This is a genomic window from Rhizobium sp. Rhizsp82, assembly GCF_047325115.1.
Classification (GTDB): Bacteria; Pseudomonadota; Alphaproteobacteria; order Rhizobiales; family Rhizobiaceae; genus Rhizobium.
The window spans coordinates 949,341-972,553 of sequence record NZ_CP168571.1; the positions used below are offsets into that span (position 1 = coordinate 949,341).

Annotated in this window: 18 protein-coding genes; 3 read left to right on the forward strand and 15 right to left on the reverse strand. The window is 62.3% G+C overall.

Features of this window, described 5'->3' with window-relative positions; genetic code table 11:
- Positions 1-7: 7 nt before the first annotated feature.
- The 12 genes from ACEN84_RS28570 to mtnK form a co-directional block, all read right to left on the reverse strand.
- Positions 8-2,257: a glycosyl hydrolase family 95 catalytic domain-containing protein gene (locus ACEN84_RS28570; protein WP_413711416.1), complete on the reverse strand. Its 2,250-nt coding sequence runs from the start codon at positions 2,255-2,257 to the stop codon at positions 8-10.
- A gap of 2 nt (positions 2,258-2,259) precedes the next feature.
- A complete protein-coding gene (locus tag ACEN84_RS28575) occupies positions 2,260-3,360 on the reverse strand; it encodes an ABC transporter ATP-binding protein (RefSeq protein WP_413711417.1) in 1,101 nt (366 codons plus the stop codon).
- 37 nt (positions 3,361-3,397) lie between these two features.
- Positions 3,398-4,432: a LacI family DNA-binding transcriptional regulator gene (locus tag ACEN84_RS28580; protein WP_413711418.1), complete on the reverse strand. Its 1,035-nt coding sequence runs from the start codon at positions 4,430-4,432 to the stop codon at positions 3,398-3,400.
- Between the two features lie 136 nt (positions 4,433-4,568).
- Positions 4,569-6,620: a beta-galactosidase trimerization domain-containing protein gene (locus tag ACEN84_RS28585; protein ID WP_413711419.1), complete on the reverse strand. Its 2,052-nt coding sequence runs from the start codon at positions 6,618-6,620 to the stop codon at positions 4,569-4,571.
- 4 nt (positions 6,621-6,624) lie between these two features.
- Positions 6,625-7,446, reverse strand: coding sequence for a carbohydrate ABC transporter permease (locus ACEN84_RS28590; RefSeq protein ID WP_112717818.1), 822 nt, complete (start codon positions 7,444-7,446; stop codon positions 6,625-6,627).
- Positions 7,443-8,399, reverse strand: coding sequence for a carbohydrate ABC transporter permease (locus tag ACEN84_RS28595; RefSeq protein ID WP_203430878.1), 957 nt, complete (start codon positions 8,397-8,399; stop codon positions 7,443-7,445). Before ACEN84_RS28595 ends, ACEN84_RS28590 begins: the two co-directional genes overlap by 4 nt.
- The gene (locus ACEN84_RS28600) at positions 8,399-9,706 is read right to left on the reverse strand and encodes an extracellular solute-binding protein (protein WP_413711420.1); all 1,308 of its coding nucleotides are present in this window, start codon (positions 9,704-9,706) and stop codon (positions 8,399-8,401) included. Before ACEN84_RS28600 ends, ACEN84_RS28595 begins: the two co-directional genes overlap by 1 nt.
- Before the next feature lie 298 nt (positions 9,707-10,004).
- Entirely contained in the window at positions 10,005-11,129 is a 1,125-nt protein-coding gene (locus tag ACEN84_RS28605) for a RuBisCO large subunit C-terminal-like domain-containing protein (RefSeq protein WP_413711421.1), read from the reverse strand.
- Positions 11,129-12,130 (reverse strand): transketolase family protein, encoded by a 1,002-nt coding sequence (locus tag ACEN84_RS28610; RefSeq protein ID WP_413711422.1) that lies wholly within the window; start codon positions 12,128-12,130, stop codon positions 11,129-11,131. The genes ACEN84_RS28605 and ACEN84_RS28610 overlap by 1 nt, the downstream gene beginning before the upstream one ends.
- A 2-nt stretch (positions 12,131-12,132) precedes the next feature.
- Positions 12,133-13,068, reverse strand: a complete 936-nt coding sequence (locus ACEN84_RS28615) for a transketolase (RefSeq protein ID WP_413711423.1) — start codon at positions 13,066-13,068, stop codon at positions 12,133-12,135.
- A 4-nt stretch (positions 13,069-13,072) separates the two neighbouring features.
- Positions 13,073-14,167 (reverse strand): S-methyl-5-thioribose-1-phosphate isomerase, encoded by a 1,095-nt coding sequence (mtnA, locus tag ACEN84_RS28620; RefSeq protein WP_413711424.1) that lies wholly within the window; start codon positions 14,165-14,167, stop codon positions 13,073-13,075.
- Positions 14,164-15,435 (reverse strand): S-methyl-5-thioribose kinase, encoded by a 1,272-nt coding sequence (gene mtnK / locus ACEN84_RS28625; RefSeq protein ID WP_413711425.1) that lies wholly within the window; start codon positions 15,433-15,435, stop codon positions 14,164-14,166. The genes mtnA and mtnK overlap by 4 nt, the downstream gene beginning before the upstream one ends.
- Before the next feature lie 145 nt (positions 15,436-15,580).
- On the opposite strand from mtnK, the gene ACEN84_RS28630 reads away from it, so the two are divergent.
- Genes ACEN84_RS28630 through ACEN84_RS28640 form a run of 3 tightly spaced genes read left to right on the forward strand, consistent with a single transcriptional unit; the run spans position 15,581 to position 19,232 of the window.
- A complete protein-coding gene (locus ACEN84_RS28630) occupies positions 15,581-17,095 on the forward strand; it encodes a sugar ABC transporter ATP-binding protein (RefSeq protein ID WP_413711426.1) in 1,515 nt (504 codons plus the stop codon).
- Positions 17,095-18,138 (forward strand): ABC transporter permease, encoded by a 1,044-nt coding sequence (locus ACEN84_RS28635; protein WP_413712511.1) that lies wholly within the window; start codon positions 17,095-17,097, stop codon positions 18,136-18,138. Before ACEN84_RS28630 ends, ACEN84_RS28635 begins: the two co-directional genes overlap by 1 nt.
- 50 nt (positions 18,139-18,188) lie before the next feature.
- Positions 18,189-19,232, forward strand: a complete 1,044-nt coding sequence (locus ACEN84_RS28640; protein WP_413711427.1) for a substrate-binding domain-containing protein — start codon at positions 18,189-18,191, stop codon at positions 19,230-19,232.
- A gap of 94 nt (positions 19,233-19,326) precedes the next feature.
- Here the strand turns inward: ACEN84_RS28640 and ACEN84_RS28645 are convergent, their stop codons facing one another.
- The 3 genes from ACEN84_RS28645 to ACEN84_RS28655 form a co-directional block, all read right to left on the reverse strand.
- Positions 19,327-21,381, reverse strand: a complete 2,055-nt coding sequence (locus ACEN84_RS28645) for a bifunctional aldolase/short-chain dehydrogenase (RefSeq protein WP_413711428.1) — start codon at positions 21,379-21,381, stop codon at positions 19,327-19,329.
- A 59-nt stretch (positions 21,382-21,440) separates the two neighbouring features.
- Entirely contained in the window at positions 21,441-22,421 is a 981-nt protein-coding gene (locus ACEN84_RS28650; protein ID WP_130281113.1) for a sugar-binding transcriptional regulator, read from the reverse strand.
- A gap of 171 nt (positions 22,422-22,592) precedes the next feature.
- Positions 22,593-23,195, reverse strand: coding sequence for a hypothetical protein (locus ACEN84_RS28655; protein WP_413711429.1), 603 nt, complete (start codon positions 23,193-23,195; stop codon positions 22,593-22,595).
- Positions 23,196-23,213 lie beyond the last annotated feature (18 nt).

Consider the following 23,213-nt stretch of genomic DNA (forward strand, 5'->3'; position numbering starts at 1 on the left):
CACCAGCCTAGCCACCGAGCGAGTGCCTGAGATCGACATCCCTTGGCTCCAAGGCAGACAGCGATACCTCGATGCTGCGATCATCTGCGATAACACTCACTTCGGCATCACGCTTGCCAACCAGCCTGACATGCGTGGGCTGCCCATTCTCCCAAGACAAGTCGATGACGATACCATCGCGGATTCTGAGACCGGAGACCGATCCGCTCTGCCAATCGCTGGGCAATGCCGGCAGCAGCTTCAGCTGCCCCGGTTTTGATTGAACCAACATCTCAAGGATGCCCGCCGCGCCGCCGAAATTGCCGTCGATCTGGAACGGCGGGTGGGCGTCGAAGAGGTTGGTGTAGGTTCGCTCGGGGCTCAAAAGCAGCTTGACGACGTCGAGGGCGTGGTTGCCGTCGCGCAGCCGCGCCCAGAGATTGATGCGCCAGCCGATGCCCCAGCCGGTGGCGTCGTCGCCGCGGGTTTCCAGCGAGCGGCGGGCGGCGGCAGCGAGGTCCGGTGTGTTGTCCATGTCGATCTGCCAGCTCGGATAGAGGCCGTAGAGATGCGAGACATGGCGGTGGTGGATTTCCGGCACGTCCATATCCCAGTCCTCAAGCCATTCCTGCAGCTGGCCGGCGGCGCCGATTCTGTCGGGTGCCAGGCGCGGCAGGATATCGTCGATCTCCGATACGAGAGCCGCCTCGCCGCCGGTAGAGACGGCGAGCGGACGCAGGAGCGTCAGGAAGTCGCGGATCAGCTGGTTGTCCATTGCCGGACCGGCGCAGATCGAAGCACCGTGCGGGTGGATATTCTCCGGCGAAAGCGATGGGTTGGTGACGAGATAGTCCGTGCCGGGCAGCGGCACGAGCACGTCGAAAATGAACTGCGCGGCCCCTTTCGCTGCGGCGAACAGGCGCTTTCGCGTGGTCTCGGGATCATCGAGGTAATCACAGGCATCGAGAAGCTGCGCCATCAGCCAGATGCCGCCGGTCGGCCAGAGACCCCATTGCGCGCCGTCGATCGGGCCCGTGGCACGCCAGAGATCGGTGTTGTGATGCATCACCCAGCCGCGGGCGCGGTAATGCACCTTCGCCATCTCCTGCCCGGTTTCGGCGAGATCTTCTGCCATCGCAATGAGGGGCTCGATGCATTCGGTCAGATTGGCGGGCGCCGCCAGCCAGTAATTCATCTGCAGATTGATGTTGGCGGTGTATTTGCTGCCCCAGGGCGGATCGGTCTGGTCGTTCCAGATGCCCTGAAGGTTGGCGGGCTGGGTGCCCGGCCGCGACGACGCGATCATCAGGTAACGGCCGAACTGGACATAGAGCGCCGCCAGAGCCGGATCATGCCCATTGGCGAATTCGGCGACGCGCCGATCGGTCGGCAGGCCTGCGGCAGGCGACGAGCCGAGATCGATGGAGAAGTCGCCATAAAGCCGTTGATGCTCGGCGACATGGTCGCGATGAAGATCGGTGAAGGCGCGGCGGGATGCACGATCGAGCCTCTCTTCGAGATCCTGATCGGGGTTGCCGGAGACGTCGTCATAACGCCTGAAATTGGTGGCGGCGTCGAGCAGGATAATGAGCTCGTCCGCGGCCTCGACATCGATACCTCCAGGCGCTGCTTTAAGCTCGCCGCCGCTATTGATCACCCTGATGCCGAAGATGAAGCGCAAGGCAGAGGCTATGCCGGACTCCGACTTGCCGGTGCCGGACAGTATCAGCTGCTGCGGTTCGATCTTGCTCAGATCGCTGCGCTGCGGGCTGTCGATCGAGATCCTTCCGTTGATCGCCCCCTTCCTGTCGGCGGAAAGCCGCATGACCAGGATATCATCGATGGGCGAAACAAAGGTCTCGTGGCGGAAGCTGACACCATCGACCGTGTAGGAGGCGACCGCGGTCGCAATTGCGAGATCGAGGCTTCGGCGGTACCCGGACACACCCTGCCCATGGGAAAGCTCGATCCGGAGATCGCCGACCGGCTGATAGGACATCTGCTTGATGGGCCGCGCCATCAGATGCGCCTCGGCCATGGCCTCGGCCTCGGCATAGCGCCCTGCAAAGATCAGCTCCCTCACCTGCTGCAGATATGCGTAGGCGCCAGGATTGACCGGCTGATAGGGACCGCCGGCCCAGAAGGTCGATTCATTGATCTGCAGCCGCTCGTGATGCGGATCGCCGAAGACCATGGCGCCGAGCCTGCCGTTGCCGAGCGGCAGGGCGTCCGTCCAGAGGCTGGCCGGCCTGTCGTACCAGAGAATATCGTCGTTCATGATCACTCCGCCGGAATGGCGTTTGCAGGTTGGGTGTCACGGATGCGCTGTCCGTCGGCGCAGAAGAGCAGCGCCTTGCGCGCCGGGAAGGCCGCGGTCACCGTCTCGCCGGGACGGCGCGATGTCTCGGAGCGATCCTCGACGATGACGGATTGCCCGGAGGACAGCGTGCCGTAGATGAAGCGCGTCCCGCCGAGATTTTCGACGACGTCGACCTTCACCTCGATCGCCCCGCCGGCACCCTCCTGCCCTGTGAAATGTTCCGGCCGGATGCCGACCTTGACGGGAACGTCGCGGCCGCCAGCATGCATCAGATCCGGGCGGAAGCTCGCGCCGCAATCGAGCCTGACGAGCCCGTCCGCGCCAAGCGTTCCCTCCAGGAAGTTCATGCGCGGCGAGCCGATGAAACCGGCGACGAAGAGGTTGTCCGGATCGGCATAGAGCATGTCGGGCGTCCCCATCTGCTCGATCTTGCCGGAGCGCATGACGACGATCTTGTCGGCAAGCGTCATCGCTTCCGTCTGGTCGTGGGTGACATAGATCATCGTTGCGCCGATGCGGCGATGCAGCTTGGCGATCTCGACGCGCATCGAGACCCTGAGTTCCGCGTCGAGGTTGGAGAGCGGCTCGTCGAACAGGAAGACTTCGGGATTGCGGACGATCGCCCGGCCGATTGCGACGCGCTGGCGCTGGCCGCCGGAAAGCTGGGCAGGCTTGCGTTTCATCAGCGGCTCGATCTGCAGCGTTGCGGCCGCGGCGGCGACGCTGCGCGCAATCTCGTCCTTCGCCATGCCGGCCATGCGGAGCGAAAAGCCGATATTCTGCTCAACGGTCATATGCGGATAGAGCGCGTAATTCTGGAAGACCATGGCCACTCCGCGCTCGATCGGGTCGGCCTCGTTCATCCGCCGCCCATTGATCTTGAGGTCGCCGCCGGTGATTTTTTCCAGACCGGCGATCATCCGCAGCAGCGTCGATTTTCCGCATCCGGACGGGCCGACGAAAACGGTGAACGAGCCGTCATCGATGCTCAGGTTCAGGCCGCCGATGGCTTCGAAACTGCCATAGGACTTGTCGATATTCTGCAGTTCAACGCTGGCCAAAGCTTCCTCCCTTTAACCGCTTGGCGGGCAGCGCGCGTCAGGTCACCCTGCGCGTCGAGCCTCGCAGGATGATGTCGCATTCCAGAACGACGCTACGCGTCGCCCCGCCCGCCGGCTCCGCCAGGCGCTCGACGAGAATGTCGGTAATCGTTTCGGCGATGCTGGCGACCGGCTGCGCCACGGCGGTGATGCCCGCCTCGTAGAGCCGGAAAACGGCGACGTCGTCGAAGCTCGCCAGCGACACGTCCTCCGGCACATGGCGGCCGTTTTCCTTCAGCCAGCTGAGCGCGCCGACGGCCATGCCGTAGTTGGCGGAAAAGATCGCGGTCGGAGGGGTCTCCACCGACATCAGCCGCTTGGTCGCCTCATAGCCGCCGTCCATCCGCCAGTTGCCGCGTACGGCAAGCGCCGGATCGGGCGCGATCCCCCGTTCGCGCAGCGCCTGCTCGTAGCCTGCCAGGCGCTCGATGCCGGATGAATTACGCGGATCGCCGGTCAGGATGCCGATGCGGCGGTGGCCGAGGTCGATCAGGTGGCTGACCAGCCGGTAGCTCGCCTTGTGGTTCTCGACCATCACCCGGTCTGCCCCGAGGCCCCGGACGTCGTTGTTGTAAAAGATGATCGGGATATCATGATTGATGAGATCGTCGACGCGGTCATAAACCTCGGCCGTGCCGTCCATGATGAGCGCATCGACGCGTTGGGCGGCAAAGAAATCGAGCGCTTCGGCCACGACGCGCGGATCGCCGCCGTGGCAATAGGTCAGGAGCGCCCGCCCCGTCCGGCGCACGGAATTTGCCAGATGCTCCAGCATGCGCGCGTGGAACTCGTCGAAGGTCGGCACCAGGAAGCCGATCATGTGCGTCAGGTCGGTGCGGATCGACGCAGCGGCGGCATTGCGCTTGTAACCGAGATCCTGGATCGCCCGTTCGATCTGTTCGCGGTTCGAGCGGCGGATCGTCTGGCCGTTGAGATAACGCGACACGGTGCCGACCGCGACATCTGCCACCTTGGCAACGTCGATGATCGTCGCTCCGCGCTTTCTCCCAGCTGTGTGATCCGTCTCATCCATTTCAAGCCAACCCCTGCACGTCTACCGCCAAAACGGCGCCCCAATAACGCCATTTCGTCATATAACCCAGCGCCTTGCCGCCCACCAGCGCAAGCAGCAGAGGCGCCGAGCGGCCGTCCGGCGACGGCCGCCTCCATCACGCGCCTTCGAAGACCACGGCGCTGTGGATGTGGAGGCGCGGCACGGTGATGCTGACGGCGCCATCGGCGCCAGCATGCCACGCGAGTTCCTCGCCGGTCATCGCGTCGAATACCCGCTTCGGCTTCTCAGGCAATCGCACCGTCGCATTGACTGGGCCGATCGCCGGAATGTCCTCGATCATCTCCATCACCCGCGTCGAACCGTCGTCACCGCGAACAGCCTTGCCGCGGATCTGCGGCGGCCCGTAGAGAAGGTGCAGGACATGGCGGTTGTGCTCGACCTGGCGTGTCAACGTTGCGCGACCGGAAGACGGCAGGTCGGTGACCATCGCCGGGTTCGGAACGAGGCGGTCAAGAAGACCGCGCACGACATATTTGTAGAGCGGCTGACCCATGGCCCGGTAGAGCCGGAAGATCGGATAGGCGATATAGGCCGCACCGCGATGCTCGGTAACCGCGGCACCCAGCATATCGGCATCCGGATTGTCGGGCGCGTGCTGATGCGAGCAGAAGTGCTTGTAGGAGCGATTGAAATAGGACGGGTAGATGCCGGCAAGCACCGTTGCGCCGGTAGAGCGAACGGTCTCCGCCTCGTCGTAGAAGACGAAGGCAGTCTCGGGCATCGACGCGTCGAGCACCTTGTCGGCCTTTACGTAGCTGGGCTTGAAAGACACCGGTTCGGGCTGGCGCTCGATGCCGAAATCGACGGCAAAGCGGCCATCTTCGCCCAGACCAGAACGCCAGGAGGCGATGAGCTTGCCGCCGTTGGAGAGGTAGGTTTTGAGCCGGGCCGCGAGGGCGGCATCGACAGTAATTTCGTCGGGCAGGATCAGCAGCCGATATTGTTCAAAACGGGCTGAGATATCAATAACATCGAAGGGGCGCTTCAACTCCTGCAGCATCTGCGCGGTGCCATCGTCGCTCGGATGGTTACGAGCGCCCTCAGGGTTCATATGCTCGGCCGAAAGGATCGCGATTTCGGAGATCTGCCTGGCGCCTTCCAGGAAAGGCTCCATCTTCTCGACGCGCCGGTAGGCGGGCGCGATCGAGGCATAGGTATCGGGATTGATCGCACCGTTCGGATGCAGCTGATCGCCGACCAGGCATTTGGAACCGAGCGCGATCATCTGGGCGCATTCATATTCCAGGGCGTCTGGATGCTTGAAGCCACCGAACTCGCCCCAAGATGTGTGGAACTTTCCGGTATGGGCGAGAAAGTCCATGCCGAGCGTCGCGGCATAGCGCGCGCTTGAGGGGAAGTGGTCGTAACCCCATCCGCCGGTCGGCAGGCTTTCGAGCTCGAGATGCGAATAGGTTCCGAAGCGCTCCGGCCCCTGCTTGTGAATGTGGCCGCAATTGTAGAACACCCGCAGGCCCGGGAATTCTTCGAACAGCGCCTTGCTGGTCTCGCGGCGGAACTGCTCGTTGACGGCCTCATCATTCTTCAGCCGATCGGCAGGATTTTCGGGATCGAGGCCCTCGCATTGCATGCGCTCGACACAGGCGGCGCAGACGCAATCGGGCGTCAGGATGATGTCAAAGAACAGGCCCTGCGTCGGATAGATTTGGGCGACTTCGCGTGCCTGATCGAGAATGTATTTCCTCAGGCCCTCGTGGTTGAGGCAGAGGGTATGCCAGGCCGGGCTCAGCTGCTTGCCGGCGGAGGGATCGCCGGGCAGAGCGTGCTGGTAGCGGTTGGAGGCGCTCATCGCCCGCCATTCCGGATGCTCGCGCGCCGTTAGCTCATCCCACTGCACCGAGATATAGATCGGGCTTTCGATATCGGCGGCCGAGAGAGCCTTGACCATATCGCCGAGCAGATCCGGCCGCGCCAGATGCGGATGCGGCTTGCCGACCTTGGTCGGATAATAAGACCAGCCGTGATGGCACTTGGCGAAGATCGTGATGGAATCCACATGCGCCGCCTTCAGCGTCGAGACGAAAGCCTCCGGATCGAAATCCGAGCCGATGCCCGGAATATGCTCCGAGGTGTGGAAATCGAGATGGATCTGGCGGTAGCGGAGCGGCTTGTTGGTGAGTTTCGGCATGGTTCTATTCCTTTGCGCCGGTGCGGGTCTGCGAGCCGGCGGCGAACTGACGTTGGAAGACGAGGAAGACGACAAGCGGGACGATGGTGGTGATGATGGCGGCCACTGATCTCTGGTCCCAGTTGATTTCGTAGCTGCCCGAAATGCGGGCGAGCAGCACCGGAAGTGGAACATCGCTGCGCAGGAAGAGCATCGGCAAAAGCAGCGCATTCCATGTCCAGAGGAACTGCAGGATGCCGACCGCAAAGATCGGCGACAGGCTGTTCGGCAGCACCACATGGCGGAAGGTCGCGAGCGGTCCGCAGCCGTCGATCCGGGCGGCCTCGACGAGCTCCCGCGGAAAGTCCTCGAAGAAGTTTTTGACGAGGAAGATCGACCAGGCAAAGGACAGGCCAACATAGGGGATCAGCACCGAGAAGATGCTGTCGATCAGCCCGAGATCGCGCCAGAGCGTGAAGAGCGGGATGATCACCACCTGCTGCGGCAGTACGAAGGCATTGATGATCAGGATCAGCAGCAGGCGCCTGAACGGGAAATTCAGGAAGTGGAAGGCGTAGGCGGCGGCCGGCGTCAGAAGCATCGTCAGCGCCGTTGCGATCGCCGCGGTCTTCATCGTCACCCACATAGAGGGTGCCAGCGGATACTTGTCCCAGACCTTGCGCCAGGCATCGAGCGTGAAATCGAAGCTCTCGAAATGCCACCATCCAAGCGACACGCCTTGCGGCGGGCGCAGCGAGGTGACGACGATGCCGAGGATCGGGATCACCCAGATACAGGCGACGATGCCGACGGCGATAATGATCCAGCGGGGTGCTTTGCCAATCATCGTGCACCTGCCGTCCGCTGGATGATCGCGGGAATGGAGACGATGAGAACGGCGAGCAGCAGGATGACGGTGGCGGCCGCCCCGTAGCCCAATTTGAACTGGGTCATGGACTCGCGGTACATGAAATAGCCGACCGTCTCCGTGGAACGCACCGGCCCGCCGCCGGTCAGGATGTAGATGATATCGAAAGCGCGCAGCGCGCCGAGCAGGTTGATGAAGATGGCGACGCGGACGCCCGGCATCGACAGCGGCATCATGATGTGGCGCATGGTCGAGACCGGCTTGGCGCCATCCATATAGGCCGCCTCCAGAACCGATTTCGGGATCGCCTGGATGGCGGCAAAGATCAGCATCAGCGGCAGGCCGACACCGCTCCAGGAGGCGGCGATGATCAGCGCCCAGAGCGCCGTGTTGGCGTCACCGAGCCAGGCGTGCGCAAAACCCTGAAAGCCAAGAAGCTGGATCAGCGAATTGAGCAGCCCCCCGGCATCCGGCCGGTAGATGCCGAGCCACATATAGCCTGAAACCGCCTCCGATATACCGAAAGCTGCAAAGATCATCACCCGGAACGGCAGTGTTTCGCGCGGTGCGAAGGCGCACATCATCGCCAGCACCCAGCCGATCCCGACCGAGATCACCGTCGTCCCGATCGTGAAGATCAGCGTCGTCAGCAGCGTATGGCGGAAAGCCGCGTCAGCGAACAGCTTGGCGTAGTTCCCGAAGCCGATGAAAGCCGGTTTTCTGAGCCCCTGGATATCCCAGAAGCTCAGCCGGATCGTTTCCGCCAGCGGATAGACGACGGCGATCGCAAAAAGCACGATCACCGGTGCGATCAGGATGAGTGCGGCGGGCGTGTCCCTGAGCAGACGCCGGCGGCCCTGGATGCCAGCCAGCGGAGAACCCTGCATCACGCCCGCCGCTCCCCGGACAGGGGAAGCGGAGGAGCCCAGCATCAGTAAGACCCTTGGGCCTTGGCCTCGATGGCGGCGAGCACCGTGTCGATATTCGCTTCCGACGGATCCTGCAGGAACTTCTGCAGCTGGACACGATACTCGTCGACGAGGTCGCCGGGCAGCAGATCGCCGAGCACGAATTGCAGCTTCGAGCTCGCGACCGCTTCCGTCGCCACCTTCTGGGCTTCGCCATAGAGCGACTTGTCGACATTGCTGCTCGGCGAGGCGTAACCTGCCTTGGCGAGAATATTGGCGGCTTCGGCGCTGGTCCAATAGTCGAGGAATGCGTCCGCAGCCTTCGGGTTGGTGCCATTTGCCGTGACCAAGAGTTCCTTGGCATCGACACTCGAGGTGTCGTCATGGCCCATGCCGAGTGCCGGGAACTGGAAGAGACTGTAATCCTTGCCTTCGACGAGCTTGTAGTCGTTCTTGGCGCGGTTGTTCATCCACATGCCGATCAGCAGGTAGTTCTTGGCATTGGCCTGGAAGATCTGGTCGGCTTCACCATCCCAGTCATTGGCGAGCATGCCGTTGGTGGCGCCGCAGCAGCCTGCCTGCAGCATCTGGCTGTATTTCGTCAGCGCGGTCTTCACCACCGGATCGGTCCAGGGGATCTGATGCGCGGCAAGCTTCGCCGCCGTCTCGACGCCGGCCGTCCTCAGGAGCAGTGTTTCGAACCACTCGGCATGCGCCCAGTATTTGCCGGGAATTGCGACCGGTGCCGAGAAGCCGGCGGCCGTTAGCTTCGCGAAGGTTGCGACGAATTCGTCCCAGGTCTTCGGCGGCGCGGCGATGCCGGCCTTGGCGAGATGTTCCTTCTTGTACCAGATGCCGGAACGGTCGCCGAACGTGTAGGTCAAGCCGTAGGTCTTGCCATCGATGGCGCCGAGATCCTTCCAAGACTGGCTGATGACCTTGTCCCAGCCGAAGCTCTTCCACTGGTCGTCGACAGGCCGAAGCATGCCGGCATCCAGCAGCTCCTTTCGGAAGGCAGGCCAGGTGTTGATCAGCACATCGACCACCTCGCCGCCCATCAGCGCCGTGCGGATACCGCCGCGCATATCGCCCTGGCCGGTGATCAGCACTTCGCGGATCTTCACATCGGGATATTTCTTCAGGAACCCGGCCTGAACCGTCTTCATCATGTCGGCTTCGGAACCACCGAGCCAGTTGAGCACGACAAGCTCCCCGCTGACGGCCTCCTGTGCCCGGGCACCGCCCGTCATCGCTACTAGGGCCGCACTCCCTGCCCCTGCGAGCAGGGTGCGGCGGCTGATTTCAGGCATAAATCTACTGCTGCTGGTCATGTCACGTCCTCCCAAACGTTGACTGTCGCATTCGGCATTCAATTTAGTTGAAACGTTATCATCTAAATCGATGGTCGCAAGTGTTTTTTGTCGATAATCAAACGATTCACCGTAGGTAATTGGAAAGATTGGAGAAATTTGCGGGATTGCGGGGAGTGGCATCGGCTAGGGCGATGGCAGCACTAGCTCCCCTGCCCCAACGACATCAGCGTGGCGGCCGAAATTCTTCTGGTCGCGGGAGCCTACCGGGCCAGACAAAAAACGTGCGGCTCAGCTGAGCCGCCGCACGGATCCAAGTTCAGTCATAAATCTTGCTGACGAGGCGTTGGCACGCAGCAACGACACCGTCCGGATCCATAAGCAGCGCACCGCCGACAAGATACATGATGTCGTTGCCATAGGCTGCGCGCATCTCGCCTACCCGATCGAGCGTCATGCCGCCGCCCGGAGCCGGCGCGATGGTTTTCAAGCCACCCAGTTCTGCCGAGCAGGCACCCGAGATCGACAGGCACTCCTCACGGCTGAAGCCGAAACGGCCACCGAAATTCGGATAGATGACGGCATCTGCCCCCATCAGCCTGTGCAGGGTTCCGAAGAAGGTACGATGCGTGAAGCCGCAATCGGGTGACACGACGTTGGCGCCCGAGAAAGCCGGATGAGAGACGATCGGCAGCGTGAAATCCTGATCGGCCGCGAGCGTGCGGATGATATCGTAGCCGGCAAGAGCAGGTGCGATCATGACGCCGCCTGCCCCCGCTTCCTGCGCCTCTTTGGCTCGCTCGACGATTGCCGTCGCGGGTCCCGTGATATTCGGAACGAAGCTCGTCCTGCCGCCGGTTTTGGCGTTGGCCTCGCCGACAGCCGCGACACAGGCCCTCAGGCGTTCACTGAATGGAGAGGTCCGTTGATCGACAAGACCGTGATCGTCCTTGACGAAATGCACACCGCCAATCGCGAAGTCGTGGGCCAGACTGGCCAGCTCCTTTGTCGACAAACCGACCGGCTTGATCGCCGACATGAGCAGAGGCGCCTGGCCTATTCCGGCGCGCGCCCGTAAACCGGCAATGCCATGGCGCGGCCGCCCCTTGCAGAGATCGAGAATGCCGGATGAGAGACCGATATCTTCCACCTTGAGACCCGGCTTGATGGAGCTGTTGCCGAAGACGATGTTGAGGAACTGCAGGAAATCGCCGCCGACATCATCCTCGGAATAGGAGATGGTCGCCAGAAAGCCCGACCGGCCGTCTCTCACCTGTTCGAGGCCCTCCAGGCGGCCGAGGATCACATCCTCTACGTAGCCCTTCGGGACAGCAGCACGAGGGATCTCGACGGTTTGCTCAAGCGCGATGTCGAGCGCCCGGGCTTTCGCCTCCGCAGCGTCTGCCTCGCGGATGAAATAGGTGACGGTAAAGCGCTCAGCCATCAAAGCGCCTCGGCCTTCTGCGCCGAATGAACGTGATCGAGGCGCACCTCCATCAGTTCTTCCTCGCCGATATCGAGCGTCTTGCCGAGAAGCGCCTCAATGGCGGAGACGAGGGCGCCGGCGTCGAGACCATATTTCTTCATCAGATATGGCTTGGAGGCGCCATGTGCAAAGGTGTCGTTCAGACCGAGCCGCTTCAGCCGGATGCCAAGTCCTTCCTCGGCGAGGATTTCGGCCACCAGTGAGCCGAGGCCGCCTGTCACCAGGTGATTTTCCAGCGTGACGATGCCCTTCTTGCCGCGCGCGGCCTTGAGCAGCCCTGCCCTGTCGAAAGGTTTCAACGTCGAGACATGCAGATGATGAACGCCGATCTTGCGATCGGTCAGCGGTCCAATCGCGCGAAGTGCTTCTTCGGTGCAGACACCGGAGCTCACCACGAGAATGTCATCTCCCTCGGAAAGCGTTCGCAGCTTGTTGAATTCGAACGGCGTGGAGAAGAGCCTCGGCACTTCCCCGCGCAGCACGCGCACGTAGACCGGGCCGTCGATGGCGTCAGCGACGTCGAGGACGGTTTCGACTTCGGTCGCGTCGCCAGTTTCCAGCACGGTCATATTCGGTACTGCGCGCATCACCGAAATGTCTTCGATCGCTTGGTGGGTAATACCGCCGGGCGTAGTGATCCCCGGAAGGAAGCCCATGAGGCGCACCTTGCGATTGGAATAGGCGATGGAATTGATCAGCTGGTCGTAGGGACGGCGGTAGAGAAACACCGAAAACGTATGAAGAAACGGGCGATAACCCTGCATGGCGAGGCCGGCGGCGAACGACAGCATGTTCTGCTCGGCCATGCCAAGCGAGAGAAACTGCTCGGGATGCCGGTCTCTGAAACCATCGACCTCACAGGAAGAGGTCAGATCCGCCGAAAGGCATAGCACCTCAGGACGCGTGACGGCGAAGGCCTCGAACGCCTTAGCATAGGGACGATTGACAATCTCGACCATGGTCAGGCCCTCTCTGCTGCGTTCATGTCGATGCCGAGTTCGGCGGCAAGGGCTGTCTGCATTTCCAACCGCTCGTCCGCACTCTTGAACCGCACGTAATGCAGGCGCGGGAAGCGCTTTTTCAGGAAGTTCATGCCCTGATAGGGTGACGTGTTGGCGAGGATCACCAGCGGCTTCCCGGCTTCGGCGCTGGCCGCCGCTTCCCGGAGCGCATTGAGGTCGTGACCATCGACCGAACGGCATGTGACGCCGAAGGAGCTCACTCGTGTGGCAAGATCGCCGAGATCCAGCACGGAGGACATCGCACCGTCGCATTGCTGCCGGTTCACGTCGACGATCACCCGGATATTGTCGATCTGGTGATAAGACATGGCCGCGAGGCACTCCCAGGTCTGTCCCTCCTGAAATTCCCCGTCCGACATATAGACCCAGACCTTACCGGGTTCGCCCTTTTTCGATCGCGCCCAAGCGACACCCGAGGCCATCGAAAGCCCCTGTGCCAGCGAGCCCGTCGTTACTTCCATCCCGGGGCTATGTTCGGCGCCGATCATCTCCACCGACCCACCGTCCTTGTTGAAGTGGTCGAGCGCATGCTCGTCCATGCGTCCGGTCTCGATCAGGGCCGAGTAGATGACCAGCGCATAATGCGCCGGCGAAATGAAAAGCCGATCGAACTCGGGCGCGAACGGGCCGTGGTAGCCAGCACCGGTGAACGCGTCGGGATTATGTGCCGATGGTACGCCTGCGAATGGCAGTGGCACCTTGGGAAGCGTGGGCGCGCCGAGCGTCAGAAATTCGTTATAGAGCAGCGCAAGGCTCTCTGCGGCAGAGCAGGCCTGGCTCAGATAGCCGCCATTGTTTGCCATCGTATGGAAGAAGACCCGGCGCCGGATTCCGAGCGCGATGTCTTCCGTGGATTTATGGTTGGATAGGGTCATCGTCTCAGTTCCGTTCGGGGAAAAGTGCTTTCAGACCTTCTGGCGAAGGCGTTGCGATGCCGCGCTCGGTTATCAGGCCGGTGATCAGACGAGCAGGCGTAACGTCGAAGGCCGGGTTGGCGGCGGGGCTTCCTTCGGGTGAAATGCGCACGCTCGAGATCGAGCCATCTGCCGCCTTTCCCTGAACGAAGCTGACTTCGTCGGCAGAGCGCTCCTCGATCGGGATTTCCTTGATGCCGTCATGCACCGTCCAATCGATCGTCGGCGACGGCAGGGCGACATAGAAGGGCACGCCGTTGTCGCGCGCCGCAAGCGCCTTGAGGTAGGTTCCGACCTTGTTGCAGACATCTCCGTTCGCCGTCGTGCGGTCGGTGCCGACGATGACCATGTCGATATCGCCGTGCTGCATCAGATGGCCGCCGGCATTGTCGACGATCAGCGTATGCGGCACTCCATGGCCATTCATTTCCCAGGCCGTGAGATAGGCGCCCTGGTTACGCGGCCGGGTTTCGTCGACATAGACGTGAACCGGAATGCCTTCCTCGACGGCCATATAGATCGGCGCGGTCGCGGTACCGTAGTCGACGGTCGCAAGCCAGCCAGCATTACAGTGGGTGAGGACGCGCACCGGCTCGCCGGGCTTCTTGCCGGCAGCGATCTTCCGAATGATATCCAGGCCATTGGCGCCGATCGCGCGGTTGAGCTGAACATCCTCTTCCGCAATTTCGGCAGCGCGCTTGTAGGCGGCCTCGGCCCGTTCGCTTTCCGGCAATGGCCGCAGGTGATCGCGCATCGCATTCAGCGCCCAGCGCAGATTGATGGCGGTCGGGCGGGTTTCGTTGAGATCTTCCCAGACAGAATCGAGATGCTTGTCCGAGGGATCAGCTGCCATGGCGATCGCAACGCCGTAGGCCGCCGTCACGCCGATCAACGGCGCACCGCGAACCCACATGTCGCGTATGGCGACCGCGACCTCGGCGACGGTCTTCAGCGTAACGACACGAAACTCGTGCGGCAGCCAGCGCTGGTCGATGATGTCGACAGCGCGGCTGTCGTCGTTGAGCCATATAGTGTGGTAATGGCGTTCTCCGACTTTCACGCGATAGTCTCCTTTTCTAGCCGCTCCACCGTCTCGCGAATGTCGCGGAGACTGTGGATACGTTGCCGGTTGACGGCGATGTGGCGCCCGAACGTCAGTGCCTTGCTTTCGCAATTCGCGCGGCGGTCGAGGTCGGCGATGGTTTCAAAATCGGCGTTGTGAGCAAGGCCGAGGATGCGGCGGTGGATTTCGATGCCGGCGAAGCCCAGCATTTCACCCCATATTTCGCTGATGACGAGGTTCAACGCCTGCTCGGCAGCGAGTACATCATTGCGGTTCTCGAAGACGCTCGCCTGATAGAGGATGCCCTTGCGCTCGGTGCGCCACAGGTTCGAAAACTCGGCGCGGAATGTTTCCCAGAGCGTGTCGATCGTATCGAGCAGGTAGGCGCGCATGCTGTCGCGCGCGCCCGGCGCGGTCTCGTGACCGGACTGTGAAAAGTAGCTCATCCAGAAATTGGCGATCAGCATGCCGACATCGAAGCTGATCGGTCCGTAGAAAGCGAATTCCGGATCGATGACGCGCGTCTCGTCATCGGTCACCATCACGGAACCGGTGTGCAGGTCGCCGTGGCAGAGCGTTTCCGCCTTGGCCGAGAAGATGTGCTTCAGGCGTTGCGCCTCCACCTTCAGGTCGCGGTCGGCGCGAAGCTCCGCAACAAGGGGATCGAGCTGTGGCGTCGTGTGACGGTTGAGCGCCGCCTCGAAGTAAGGATCGGAGAACACGAGATTTTCCGTGATGTCGCAAAGCTCGACATTGTCACTGAACAGCGCGACATCAGCCTTCTTGTCACGCGTCGGCATATGAAGATCCGAGCCGCGGAAGAGCGTGCGGGCGACGAACAGCCCGAGATCGCGGCCGATTTTCGGCAGCTCGCGCCCATCGATCAGCGCGCGGCGCAGGATGACGTGGGGCGTCAGGAACTCCATGACGATGATGGCCTGCGCCTCGTCGAAGTGAAGAATTTCCGGGACCATGCCCGGGTCGCGCGCGCCCTGGCGCTTCAGCGCATGATATTCGAAGAACGAGCGCTTGAGCGGCAGCGGCCAACTCTCGCCGACCAGGCGCACATAGGGCAACGCCTGCTTGACGATTAGCGTGCCTTTCTCGCCGGTGACGATGAACACCAGGTTGAGGTTGCCGTCGCCGACCTCATGGACCTGCCAACGGCCGCAATCGTCACCGATTCTTTGCGTGATCGCAGCGTTGCCGCCGAGCCGTACCGGCAATGACTCTATACTCAACGCCTCAAAGACGTGGCTATCCATATGTTCTCCTCCTGAACATGGGGCCGCCTCCTCTGCCTGCCGCCATGCCCTCTTTGCCCACAGCTAAGGCATCATTCTGTCAAATGTCAACCGTCTTGACATTTGACGAGATGCTGTCCTAACTTGGGATCAATGGGAGGAGAAAATGAGCGAACAGGCATTGTTTCGCATTGAGGGCGTGCGCAAATCCTTCGGTCCGGTACCGGTCCTGCAGGGTGTGGACTTCGACCTCAAGGCAGGCGCAGTGACGGTATTGATGGGCGCCAATGGCGCCGGCAAATCCACGCTCGTCCGCATCCTCTCCGGGGTCTACATGCGAGACGCGGGCACGATCACGCTGGCTGCGACCGCTTTCGATCCGGCGACGCCGGCTGAAGCGATCCGGGCTGGTGTCGTCACCGTTCACCAGAACATCAATGACGGCGTCGTTGCCGATCTCGACGTGGCGACCAACCTCACGCTCGACCGGCTGAACGGACGCGGGGCGCGGCTGTTCTTCAATCCGCGCAGGGTGCGGCGCGAGGCTGCCGTGGTCGCGTCCCGCATGGGGCTCGCGATCGATCTGGGCGCCAATATCAACGACCTGACGCTTGCCGACCGGCAGATGGTGGCAATCGCACGCGCCATGGCGCACGAGCCAAAAGTGCTGATCCTTGACGAGCCGACGTCGTCACTCTCCAGCGCTGAGGCGAACCGGCTGTTTGATCTCGTCGATCGCCTGAAGGCGCGCGGCGTCGCTATTCTCTACATCTCGCATCGCATGTCGGATATCCGCCGCCTAGCAGACAGCATCGTGACGCTGCGCGATGGCCGCATCACCGGCCGCTTCGAGGGGCCGGAGCTTGATTATGAAAGCGCGGTCAACGCCATGCTTGGCCGCAAGGTTTCCGCCGGCGCCGTCGCCGTGCGCGATGCCGGCGCGCCGGTGTTCAGCGCTCGCGGCCTCAAGCTTTCAGACCAGACGCGGCCGTTCGACTTCGATCTGGGTGATGGCGAGATCGTCGCGGTCACCGGCCTTGTCGGCGTCGGCAAGACGGCGCTCGCCGAAACGCTGTTTGGCGAGCGTGCGCCGTCAGCCGGTGAAATGACGCTGGACGGGGTGCGCTATGCGCCGAAGACGACGGGACAGGCGATCGCCCGGGGCGTCTTCCTCGTCGCCAAGGACCGCGCGATGAGCGGTATCGTGCCGGATTTCAACATCTACGAAAATATCAGCCTGCCCTTCCTGCGCCGTCTCTCATTCCTCGGCATCGCCAGCCGGCGGGCGGAAAGGGCGAAGGCACGCCAGCAGATTTCATCGCTCGGTGTCGTCTGCCGCAGCGAACGCGACGAGATGCACACCCTGTCGGGCGGAAACCAGCAGAAGGTGATGGTCGGGCGCTGGCTCTCCGAGGCCTCCCGCCTGCTCATTCTCGACGAACCTTTCCAGGGCGTCGATATCGCAGCTCGCCGCGATATCGGCGAAAAGCTCAGGGCGTCGGCGGCCGGACGGGCCACCATTCTTTTTCTGACAGAGCTCGACGAAGCCTTCGAAGTCGCCGACCGCATTTTCGTGATGTCGGAACAAACCATCGTCGGCGAGCATCGCAATGCCGACATCGATGTCGATCGGCTGCTCTCCGAGTTCGCCGGGCAATTCTATCAACAGGTCAGCGCATGATGATGAGTGAAGAGAGCAAATCCACCGGCGCCGTTGCTCCGCCAGCCCTGAACATCCGTGAGGCCGCAATCAAATACGGCTTCCTCGTGCTGCTCGCCGGCATGGTTCTCTATTTCTCGCTGGTGACCGGCGGTTTCGCTTCACCGCAAAGCGCGGTCTTCATCCTGCAATCCGTGTCGATCACGGGCATCCTGGCGCTCGGCGTTACCGCGACGCTTGTCGTCGGCGGCTTCGACCTCTCGATCGGCTCGGTCGCCACTACAGCAATGATGGCGTCGTCCTACGTGATGGTCGTCATGGGTGGCGATGCTGTGACCGCGACACTCGCGTGCCTTGCCGTCGGCGTTCTCGTCGGCCTGATCAATGGTATCATCATCGTCTACATGCGCGTTCCCGATCTTCTCGCGACGCTCGGCATGATGTTCCTGCTGCTCGGCCTCCAGCGAATCCCGACCGAGGGACGCTCGATCGCGACAGGCATGACGCTGCCGGACGGCTCGACGGCGACCGGCGCTTTCAGCCCCGGCTTCCTGGCGCTCGGCCGCCACCGTTTCGATGTGATCCTGCCCAATCTCGTGCCGGTCTCCGTGGTGGTGCTGATCGTACTCGCGATCGTGATCTGGTTCTTTCTTCAATACACGCGCTTCGGCCGCATGATGTACGCGGTCGGTTCCAACGAGCGCGCCGCAAGCCTCGCCGGTGCGCCGGTCAATGCCTACAAGATTTGGGCCTACATCATCTCCGGCGTCTTCGCTTCGATCGGCGGCATCTTGCTTGCAGCCCGCCTTGGCCGTGGCGACATCGCCTCGGGCAACAATCTGCTCCTGGATGCCGTCGCTGCAGCCCTGATCGGCTTTGCTGTACTTGGCGCGGCCAAACCGAATGCCTTCGGCACTGCCGTCGGCGCGCTCTTCGTCGGCATCTTGCTGCAGGGCCTGACGATGATGAACGCCCCCTATTATACCCAGGATTTCGTCAAGGGCGCCGTCCTCGTCGTCGCCCTGATTTTCACCTTTGCGCTCTCGAAAAGAGGCAAACGCTGAGGCGGGAGGCCTCAGCGGATAACCAAAGTTCACCAGTGGAGGAGACTGACATGAGTTTTACACGCAGAACCCTGGGCAAGCTGACGCTCGGGCTGATGGCCGCGGCCTCGTTTGCCGCGCCGTCCTTTGCAGCTGACATGCCGAAGCCGTTCGACAAGCCGGGCGACGTGAAGATCGCGCTCGTGCGCTATCTTTCGACCGGCGACTTCTTCCAGTCCTATCTCGCCGGCGTAGAAGCGCAGGCCAAGGCACTCGGCGTCCAGCTTCAGGTCTTCGACAGCCGCCAGGATGCTGCCCTCCAGGCCGATATGGTCGACCAGGCGATTGCACTCGGCGTGCAGGGCATCATCATTCAGCACGGCCTGACGGAATCCATGAAGGAAGCCGCCCAGCGTGCCGTCGATGCCGGCATCAAGGTCGTCGCCTTTGACGTCAACGTCGAGAACCCGAAGATCCCGCAGGTCGAACAGTCCGACCGTGACCTCGCCCGCCTCGCGCTCGAACAGGCGATCAAGGATAACGGCGAGAGCTTCAAGGCGGGTTACGTCTATGTCGCCGGCATCGCGCCGCTCGACCGTCGCGACGAGACTTGGAAGGAATTCAAGGGCAAGTATTCGGGCATCAACGAAGCTGCCCAGTTCGGCACGATGGACAACCCGATCGCAAACTCGGTCGCCAACCAGGCACGCTCGGTGATTTCGGCCAATCCTGACATCACCGTGATGTTCGCCCCCTACGACGAATTCGCCAAGGGCGTGAAGATCGCCGTCGATGAAGCCGGCCTCTCTTCCAACGTGAAGATCTATTCGGCCGACATCTCAACCTCCGACATCGCCGCCATGCGCGAGCCGGGCTCCGCCTGGGCGGCGACAGCCGCAACCAACCCGGCCGTGGTCGGCCAGGTCTCGGTGCGCTCGCTCGCCATGCTGCTGGCCGGCGAAGATCCGGGCAAGCAGGTCATCGTGCCGCCGACGCTGATCACCCAGAAGGATCTCAACGACCAGGACATTAAGAACATGGAAGAGCTCGGCACGAAACTGCCGCAGTTCGCCCATGCCGATGTCGCCATGCCGGCCTGGATGCCGAAGCCCTGATTTTTTGAAGGGTGGAATGAAAAGGGGCGGCTCGCTGAGCCGCCCCTTTTTTCTTGCCCCGCAGAGAAAGCGGGGCCGCCGTTTGTATCAAAGATCAGCGCATCGCCGCAGCGATATTGCCACCGTCGACCGTCGTCACATCGGCGGTCGTGCGCTCGGCGAGTGCCTGATGGACAAAAGCACGGGCGACGTCTTCCGCCGTCACTTCGAGGCCGAGCAGGTTGCCACCCATGTAGTCCTTGACGGAGACGCCGCGTGCTGCAGCCCGGTTGGCGATCATCTCATCGTTGAGCAGGCCGGAGCGGATACGGTCGGCATTGACGGCGTTGACGCGGATGTTGTCGGCGCCGTGCTCCAGTGCATATTGCCGGGAGAGGAACAGCGTCGCAGCCTTCGGCAGTCCGTACGCGCCGAACTTGGCACCGGGGTTGACGGCCTGCTTGGAGGCATTGAACAACAGCACGCCTCCTGTCCCCTGCTCCTTCATGATCCGCACCGCATTCTGCGCCACGGTCTGGTGGGCGAAGAAGTTCAATTCGAAGCTCTTGCGCAGGACGGCGTCGTCCATCGTGGCAATCGGGCTTTCCCAGGCGGCACCGGCGTTGGAGACGACGATATCGACGCCGCCGAAGGTGGCGACGGCCTTGTCGAAGGCTGCCCGCACGGAACTGGAATCGGTGATATCGCAGGCGATGCCGATCGAATTATTGCCGGCGGCTTTGGCGACCGCCGCGGCCTTTTCGCCATCGAGATCAAGCGCCACGACATGGGCGCCCTCAGCCGCGAACGCCTTGACGACAGCCGCACCGATAGCTCCCGCCCCGCCGGTGACGATGGCGACCTGTCCCGTGAACGGCTTCGGCTTGGCGCCGGCAAGCTTGGCCTGCTCGAGCGACCAGTATTCGAGATCGAAGAGATCCGGGCGGCTTACCGGTTCGAAGCGTCCCACGGATTCGGCATCGCGCGCAGCCTCGATCCACATCTCGCCGACATCAACAGCGATCGTCGCGTCCTTGAAGGTCCGCCCATGACCGAACATGCCTAGGCCTGGCACCAGCGTCAGACGTGGCATCGGGTCGAGCATGATGCGCTTGACGTCGTCGCGCGCATCGTTGCTGCGGAAATATTCCGTATAGCCGGCAGCAAAAGCGGCGACGTGGCTGTCGATGACATCGCGATAGCTTGCGAGGTCGTCCCTGGCAGGCGCCGGCAGTACCATCGGACCGGTCTTGATGCGGATCGAGAGATCGGGGGTCGAGACACCGCGCGCCGCCATATCCGATAGTTCAGCGGCATTCACGAAAGCGAGAATGGCCGGCGATGTGCGGAAGACGCTCACCATCCGGTCATAACGCCCCTCGCCTTTGTCGACGGCAACGGCGCCGCGCAGCATGGGGGCGATGTCGTCAGGGCTTGCGAGAGACGACGGCAGGGCGGCCGGCGTGAAGACGTTGCGGCCGTTGTCCTTCACGTAATCCTCGGCGACCGTGACGTAATGGATCATCCGGTCATAGGCTTCCTTCGCGCTCTCGCCGAAGGTGAAGATGCCGTGCTTGTCGAGGATCAGGCCTTCGACCGTCGGGTCCCGCTCGAACACTTCGACGGCCGCCTTGGCGAGCGCGAAACCGGGCATGATATAGGGCACGAAGCCCATCTTCTTGCCGAAGAGCTCAGCGCTCATCTCCCGGCTCCTTGCCTGGTCGGCAATGGCGAGGATGGCAGTCGAATGGGTGTGATCGACGAACTTGTGCGGCAGGAAGGCATGAAGCAGCGCTTCCACCGACGGGTTGGGCGCTCCGGGATCGATGAGATTGGCACGCAGCAGCGTCACCATGTCCTCGTCGCCGAGACTGGCGAGCTTGCGGCTCTTCAGCAGCGCGCCGATCTTGACGGCCGGCAGGCCAGCGGGCTCGATTGTACCCATGTCCCAGCCGCTACCCTTGACGCAAAGCACCGCATGGGTGTCGCCGACGAGATCGGTCATTTCCGTTTTCACGGAGGTGTTGCCGCCGCCATGCAGAACCAGCCGCGGCTCGCCGCCGAGCAGCCGTGTCGTATAGGTGCGCAGCGCCAGGTCGCGGTTCACGCCTTTCGCGGCATAGTCTGCAACGACCTTTTCGGCGTCATCGTCGCGCCAGAGATTTTCCATTATGTCATCCTCCCGATAAACCGGCCCAGCCGGCATCGGCGGACCCGAACCTGTGGGCGTCAAGGCGTGCCCGAACCACCCTTGCCAAGCCCCTCGCGGCTCCAATGCTCCAGCACGCGCCGCGCCATCGACGTCGTGACGATGAGGTGCGAGGCGAAGCCGCCCTTCAGGGCCGCGACCAGCGATTCAAACTTGTTGTCTTCCTGAACGACGAGCATGCGCTTCTTGATCGAGCGGATGGATGTCAGATCGGCAGACATGCAGCGCCGGTTATGGGAGCAATCCATCCAGCGGCCGTCCCGATCGATGAGCTGCCCGGCAATGACCCCGGCCGCACCCTTGGCGCCCATCTCATCCATTTCGCCAGCCGAAAGCGCGCCGCATTTGACGAGATGGCTGTCCTTCTCGATGCCACCCACCGAATAGAGCGCCAGATCGCAATCGGAAATCGTCGCGAGCTGCTCACGAATGACCGGCTCAGCACGAAGCTCCTCGGCAAGCCGTTCCGAGGAAAGCACGAGCGGCGCATAGAGATTGATCCCTTCGGCATTGAGCCTGCGGGCGATTTCCGTCGTGCACTGGTCGGGCCGGTAGGAATAGGGCGCACCGAGATTGCCGCAGAGTTGAACGACGGTCACGCCGCGCAGATCGGCAAACGGCATGACGTCGGCGATATGATACACCGTGCGGCCCCAGGCAACGCCGATGCGGTCACCCTTGTTGATCAGTTCGAGAAATACGGATGCCGCGACGACCGGCATCTCGGCCTCCGCATTCATGGCCTGCCGGTCCTCCGGCACGATCCAGACCGTATTCAGGCCGACCGCATCTTCCAGTTCCCGCGCAAGCACGTCGTCTGTAAAGAGTTCGGAGGAGGTGGTGATCGTGACAATCCCCATCTCGCGCGCCCGCCTCAGGTAGGTGGCGATCGATGCGCGGGAGATTTCCAGGCGCTGGGCAACCTCGTCCTGACGCAGGCCATGCGTATAGTAGAGCCAAGCGGCCTTATGGATTATTGGATCGGTAGATCGAACTGGCATTTTTCATCTCAGGAAACGATACCTGACATTAGTCATCATCGCTGACAAAAGTCAACGCTGGAGTGAAACCCTTGCAAAGTTGATGCAAGAGCGCCCTCTATCATCGCATTTTTATGGCGGAAATTCAGGCAGCAGCGATCGGCGCCGCGAGGCCGATAGGTCGGCCAAACATCAAGCCAGCAGAATCAAATCAATATTCATCGCATAGGACGCCGCTGCATCCGCCATCAGCAGACCGCCGGCGTCGGCGAGCAGTGGCAGAAGATCGACCGGTAGGTCATCGGCCTGCTTTCCGAGCGGCCAGATCCAGGGGCATGTGCCGGCGTCGACGAGGGCACCTGCGGAGTGATAGCGGTGTTCGCGGTGGCCTGTCGTGCCGCTGAGAAAAATCCAGGGGCGGTGGAGGCGCGCTTTTGCGGCGGCGAGCGCGAAGCTCAGCGCGAGGCGGTTGTTGCATGGGCCTTTCTGGATGCGCCCGTTGACGATCGCCACGGCTCCGTCGATGGTGCCTGCGCCTTCGGCAAGTTCGAGCAGTTTCGATGCCGAAAATGATGCATCGTCAGCTATGGCCGAATGCGTTACCAGCACGGTCTGGAAATACTGGAAGGCGGCGCTGCGGACGGCGTCGAGGCAGGCGAGCTGCGCCATTCTGGGGTGGAAGTGGACGTTGCCCGATCCGGCAAGGCTCAATGCGTTGATGCCGGTGACGAAGAGGTCCTTCGCCAGCGATCGCATTTCGATGATCAGGCGGGCCGAGTTTTGAGCGGTCGCCATGGCACTCCCCTTCCCGCA